Origin of the sequence: Burkholderia sp. Bp8998 (genome assembly GCF_003854235.1) — a bacterium.
In the GTDB taxonomy this organism is placed as follows: Bacteria; Pseudomonadota; Gammaproteobacteria; order Burkholderiales; family Burkholderiaceae; genus Burkholderia.
Window position 1 is genome coordinate 1 of record NZ_QTQF01000092.1, and the last position, 5,637, is coordinate 5,637.

Here is a 5,637-nt window from a genome sequence, read left to right on the forward strand (position 1 = left end):
ATTCGTTAATCCTCGCCGCCTGTGAAATCCGCCGCTCAAGCTCCAGTCATCGGTACTGCTCGATTGTGGTTTGGAGTCGGATCTTTTCGAGGCGGTGCCGGAGTTGGCGCGATTGATTCAGGTCGGCCTGGACGTCGAAGTGGCGGTCACCAACTGTACCCAGCGAGGTCGGCTTGAGTGACTTTTGAGTGTAGTAACTTGATCTGCAGGCCCGAATTCCTTGCGACGGCCACTATGGATAATTCACGATATGACATTACGGATTGGAGTTCCTCTGGAGACAGCCACTCAGGAGCGGCGCATAGCGACCGTCCCCGAAGTGGTCGAGAAACTGATCAAGCTGGGGTTTTCGGTGGCCGTGCAAAGCGGTGCCGGCACCGGCGCGAACTTCAGCGATGACGACTACCGCACGGCCGGCGCCGAAGTCGTGGCAACGGCCGCCGATCTATGGGGCCGCAGCGATATCGTCCTCAAGGTGCGTCCGCCGAGCAGCGACGAAGTCGCGCTGATGCGCGAGGGCGGCACGCTGATCGGCTTCGTCTGGCCGGCCCAGAACCCCGAACTGATGCAGCAGCTGGCCGCGAAGCGGGCCACGGTGCTGGCCATCGATTCGCTGCCGCGCACGCTGTCGCGCGCGCAGAAGATGGATGCCCTCACGTCGATGGCCGGCGTGAGCGGCTACCGCGCCGTCATCGAGGCGGCTCACGCATTCGGCCGCTACTTCAACGGGCAGATCACGGCCGCGGGCAAGGTGCCGCCGGCCAAGGTGTTCATCGCCGGCGCGGGCGTCGCCGGCCTCGCGGCGATCGGCACGGCCGCGGGCCTCGGCGCGATCGTGCGCGCCAACGACACGCGCGCGGAAGTGGCCGACCAGGTGAAGTCGCTCGGCGGCGAATTCGTCAAGGTCGACTACGAGGAAGAAGGCTCGGGCGGCGGCGGCTACGCGAAGGTGATGAGCGAAGGCTTCCAGCAGGCACAGCGCGCGATGTACGCGCAGCAGGCCAAGGAGGCGGACATCATCATCACCACCGCGCTGATTCCGGGCAAGCCGGCGCCGAAGCTCATTACGGCCGAGATGGTGCAGTCGATGAAGCCGGGCAGCGTGATCGTCGACATGGCCGGCGAGCAAGGCGGCAACTGCGAACTGACGGTGCCCGGCCAGGCCGTGGTACGTCATGGCGTGACCATCGTCGGCTACACGGATCTCGCGTCGCGCCTGGCACGACAGTCGTCGACGCTGTATGCGACCAACCTGCTGCGCGTGATCGAGGAGCTGTGCAAGACCAAGGACGGCACGATCAACGTCGACTTCGACGACGACGCGATCCGCGGCCTCACGGTCATCAAGGAAGGCAACGTCACGTGGCCGCCGCCGCCGATCCAGCAGCCGGTCGCCGCAGCGAAACCCGCCACGCCGCCGGTCGTGGCAGCCGCGTCCAAAGGCCATGGCCACGGCAGCGGCGCGCCGATGTCGGCGAAGTCGCTCGCCATCACGTTCGCCGTCGGCGCACTGGCGTTCCTGCTGGTCGGCCAGTTCGCGCCGGCCACGTTCCTGTCGCACTTCACGGTGTTCGTGCTGGCCTGCTTCGTCGGCTACATGGTGATCTGGAACGTCACGCCTTCGCTGCATACGCCGCTGATGAGTGTGACCAACGCGATCTCGTCGATCATTGCGATCGGTGCGCTGGTGCAGGTCGCGCCGCCGTTGGGCGACGCCGCGGCGGAGGGCCGTCCGTCCGGGCTGATCCTCGGCCTGGCGGTGGGCGCGCTGACGCTCACGGCCGTCAACATGTTCGGTGGCTTCGCGGTGACGCGCCGCATGCTGGCGATGTTCCGCAAGTAAGGAGACGACAACAATGACTTCCAATCTGACTACCGTCTCCTATATCGGCGCGGCCATTCTGTTCATCCTCAGCCTCGGCGGCCTGGCCAATCCCGAGACCGCGCGCCGCGGCAACCTGCTTGGCATGATCGGCATGCTGATCGCCGTGCTCGCCACCGTGCTCGGCCCGCGCGTGTCGGCCGAGGGCATTCCTTATATCGTGGCTGCACTGGTCGTCGGCGGCGCGGTCGGCCTCTACGCCGCGAAGAAAGTGCAGATGACGCAGATGCCCGAGCTGGTTGCGCTGATGCACAGCCTGGTCGGCCTGGCGGCGTGCCTGGTGGGCTTCGCGAGCTACATCGATACGTCGGTGCAGTTCACGGGTGCCGAGCATGCGATCCACGAAGTGGAAATCTACGTCGGCATCCTGATCGGCGCGGTGACCTTCGCGGGTTCTGTGATCGCGTTCGGCAAGCTCTCCGGCAAGATCGGCGGCAAGCCGCTGCTGCTGCCGGCACGGCACTGGCTCAACCTGGCCGGGCTCGTGGTGGTGATCGTGTACGGCCGCGCGTTCCTGCATGCGGAGTCGATCCAGGACGGCATGACGCCGCTCATCGTGATGACGGTGGTGTCGCTGCTGTTCGGCGTGCACATGGTGATGGCGATCGGCGGCGCGGACATGCCCGTCGTGGTGTCGATGCTCAACAGCTACTCGGGCTGGGCGGCGGCCGCCACCGGCTTCATGCTCGGCAACGACCTGCTGATCGTGATCGGCGCACTGGTGGGCTCGTCGGGTGCGATCCTGTCGTACATCATGTGCCGCGCGATGAACCGCAACTTCATCAGCGTGATTGCCGGCGGCTTCGGCACCGGCAGCGGTGCGCCCGCGGCGGCAGGCGGCAGTGCGCAGCCGGCCGGCGAAGTGGTGGCGGTGAGCGCGCTGGAGACGGCCGAACTGCTGCGCGATGCGAAGAGTGTGATCATCGTGCCCGGGTACGGGATGGCCGTGGCGCAAGCCCAGCACACCGTGCATGAGCTCACGAAGGTGCTGCGCGAGAAGGGCGTCGACGTGCGTTTCGCGATCCATCCGGTGGCCGGGCGCATGCCGGGGCACATGAACGTGCTGCTCGCCGAGGCGAAGGTGCCTTACGACATCGTGATGGAGATGGATGAGATCAACGCGGATTTCCCCGAAGCCGACGTGTCGATGGTGATCGGCGCGAACGACATCGTGAACCCGGCGGCGCAGGAAGATCCGGGCAGCCCGATCGCCGGGATGCCGGTGCTCGAGGTGTGGAAGGCGAAGACCTCGATCGTGATGAAGCGCAGCATGGCGTCCGGCTATGCGGGCGTCGACAATCCGCTGTTCTACAAGGACAACAACCGGATGCTGTTCGGCGACGCGAAGAAGATGCTGGACGAGGTATTCGGCGCGTTGAAGGCCTGATGAGGAGGTGTGCTCGAGGCGGATGGGCCTGAAATTGCCCGCGATGCTCTATCTGCGCTTTTGTGAAGCGTCAGACCATTCCGACTTTGACACGAAGTGATGCAGCGACTGGTGCCGCGGACTCTCTTGGCCACTGCCTCGTATTTGACGCATCGTTACGCCAGCGGGATTATGAGGGCAACGATTTGACGATGCGCCCTATTAGACCCGCTGTTCAATGTCGTAAGACGGATTGCTTCTCACCTAAGAAATGCCCAGATCCGTCCCCACGGGATTTAGTGGCTGCGTCACAAATGCGCCGACGCTTGTTTTGGGGTTGGATCATGGAACAGCAATCATTATCGACAAATCACCCTTCGTCAGAAGCCAACGTCGATGACGTTGAACGGCGTTTCAGGTCGCTTGCTGATGCGATACCCCATATCGTATATACGGGCACGCCGGATGGTTCGGTCGACTACGTTAGCCGGCGGCTCGAAACGTATACAGGACTCGATTTTGCGCAAGTGGAGGGTTGGAATTGGACCTCGACGATGCACCCGGATGATGTGCAACGCGCGATCGAGACCTGGAATAACGCGCGGGCGAACGGCAGCGAATATGAAGTGGAAGTGCGGATAAAGCAAATATCCGACGGCACCTATCGTTGGCATCTGGATCGGGCATCGCCGTTAAAAGATGCGAAAGGTAACGTCGTCAAGTGGGTTGGGACTGTCACCGACATCGACGATCGCAAGCGGGCGCTGGCCACTGCCGAGCGCGCTAACCGTGCGAAATCGGACTTCCTGTCCAGCATGAGCCACGAGTTGCGTAGCCCACTCAATGCGATCCTGGGTTTTGCCCAACTCATGGCGTCCGATTCGCCACCGCCGACCTCGTCGCAACAGGCGAGCATCGACCAGATTCTGCGGGCAGGATGGCATCTGCTCGAACTGATCAACGACGTGCTCGATCTGGCGAAGATCGAGGCCGGGCAAGTGGCGATTTCGCCTGAGCCCGTATCGCTGGGCGACGTCCTGCGGGAGTGCGAATCGATCATCGTAACGCAGGCTCGGCAACGGGGCATTCGTGTGACCTTTCCGCAGATCGAGCCGCCGTGCCATGTCCGCGCCGACCGCACGCGCGTCAAGCAGGTCCTCATCAATCTGCTGTCGAACGCAATCAAGTACAACCGTCCGTCGGGCGCGGTCGACGTCGACTGCAGCACGCCTGTGCCGGGCCGGGTTCGCGTGAGCGTCGGCGACACGGGCCCAGGTTTGTCCCGGGAGCAGTTGGGTCGACTCTTCCAGCCGTTCGACCGCCTGGGACAGGAAGCCGGCGCGGAAGAGGGCACGGGCATCGGTCTCGTGGTCGCAAAACGACTGATGGAATTGATGGGCGGGGGCATCGGTGTCGACAGCACGCTTGGAAAGGGCAGCCTCTTCTGGATCGAACTCGATGCGGCGCCCGCCCCGGAAATGGCGGCGACGCTCGCCATACAGCCTGCCATGCCGGCCCGAGGCGCGACCGGCGACGATGCCGCAGAGGCGCCCGTGCATACTGTGCTCTATATCGAGGACAATCCGGCCAACCTGAAGCTCGTCGAACAACTGATTGCGCGGCACGCGGACCTGCGCATGCTCGGTGCCGTGACGGGGCAGCTCGGCGTGGAACTGGCGCGTAGTGTGCACCCGCGAGTGATCCTGATGGATATCAACCTGCCCGATATCAGCGGCGTCGAAGCGCTGGACCTGTTGCGCAGGCATCCCGAGACGGCGGATATTCCCGTTGTCGCTCTCAGTTCGAATGCGATGGCGCATGATATCGAGCAAGGCATGAAAGCGGGTTTCTTCCGCTATCTAACCAAGCCGATCAAGATCGATCCATTCATGCATGCGCTGGCCGATGCCATTGCGCTGGCTGTAGGACGGAAATAGTCGGGGGGGCAGGTCGCCAGGTAGCGAACCATGATCGATTCGTCAGCAATCCTCGACGCCCGGATCCTGGTCGTCGACGATCAGGAGGCCAATATCCTGCTGCTCGAGCAGATCCTGCGGCGGGCGTGGTATGCGCACGTCGAGTCGACGATGGATGCGTCCGCCGTTTATGGACTTCATCGCCGGTACCCCTACGATCTGATCCTGCTTGATCTGCAGATGCCCGGCACTGACGGTTTCCAGGTGATGGAAAGCCTGAAGTCGCTCGAGGCGGACAGCTATCTCCCGGTCATCGTGATCACCGCCCAGCCGGCCCACAAGCTGCGCGCGTTGCAGGTCGGCGCGAAGGACTTCATCAGCAAGCCATTCGATCTCGCGGAAGTGCTGATGCGGGTTCGCAACATGCTGGAAGTTCGGTTGCTGCACCGGGAGTTGCGCAAGCGCGGTGACGC

At 63.5% G+C, this 5,637-nt stretch carries 4 protein-coding genes; all 4 read left to right on the forward strand.

The features are described 5' to 3' along the window. Positions 1–250: 250 nt before the first annotated feature. A complete protein-coding gene (locus DIE06_RS37230) occupies positions 251–1,843 on the forward strand; it encodes a Re/Si-specific NAD(P)(+) transhydrogenase subunit alpha (protein ID WP_124665683.1) in 1,593 nt (530 codons plus the stop codon). A 13-nt stretch (positions 1,844–1,856) separates the two neighbouring features. Then, a complete protein-coding gene (pntB, locus tag DIE06_RS37235; RefSeq protein ID WP_124665684.1) occupies positions 1,857–3,269 on the forward strand; it encodes a Re/Si-specific NAD(P)(+) transhydrogenase subunit beta in 1,413 nt (470 codons plus the stop codon). Positions 3,270–3,592: 323 nt separating this feature from the next. Then, positions 3,593–5,185, forward strand: coding sequence for a PAS domain-containing hybrid sensor histidine kinase/response regulator (locus tag DIE06_RS37240; RefSeq protein ID WP_124665685.1), 1,593 nt, complete (start codon positions 3,593–3,595; stop codon positions 5,183–5,185). Positions 5,186–5,215: 30 nt separating this feature from the next. After that, the coding region (locus DIE06_RS37245) for a response regulator (protein ID WP_148094376.1) at positions 5,216–5,637 on the forward strand (422 nt) is incomplete at its 3' end.

Excerpts from the sequence above, each read along its gene's own strand:
- DIE06_RS37230 (WP_124665683.1), top strand. The coding sequence starts at position 251 with ATGACATTACGGATTGGAGTTCCTCTGGAGACAGCCACTCAGGAGCGG.
- pntB (WP_124665684.1), top strand. The coding sequence starts at position 1,857 with ATGACTTCCAATCTGACTACCGTCTCCTATATCGGCGCGGCCATTCTG.
- DIE06_RS37240 (WP_124665685.1), top strand. The coding sequence starts at position 3,593 with ATGGAACAGCAATCATTATCGACAAATCACCCTTCGTCAGAAGCCAAC.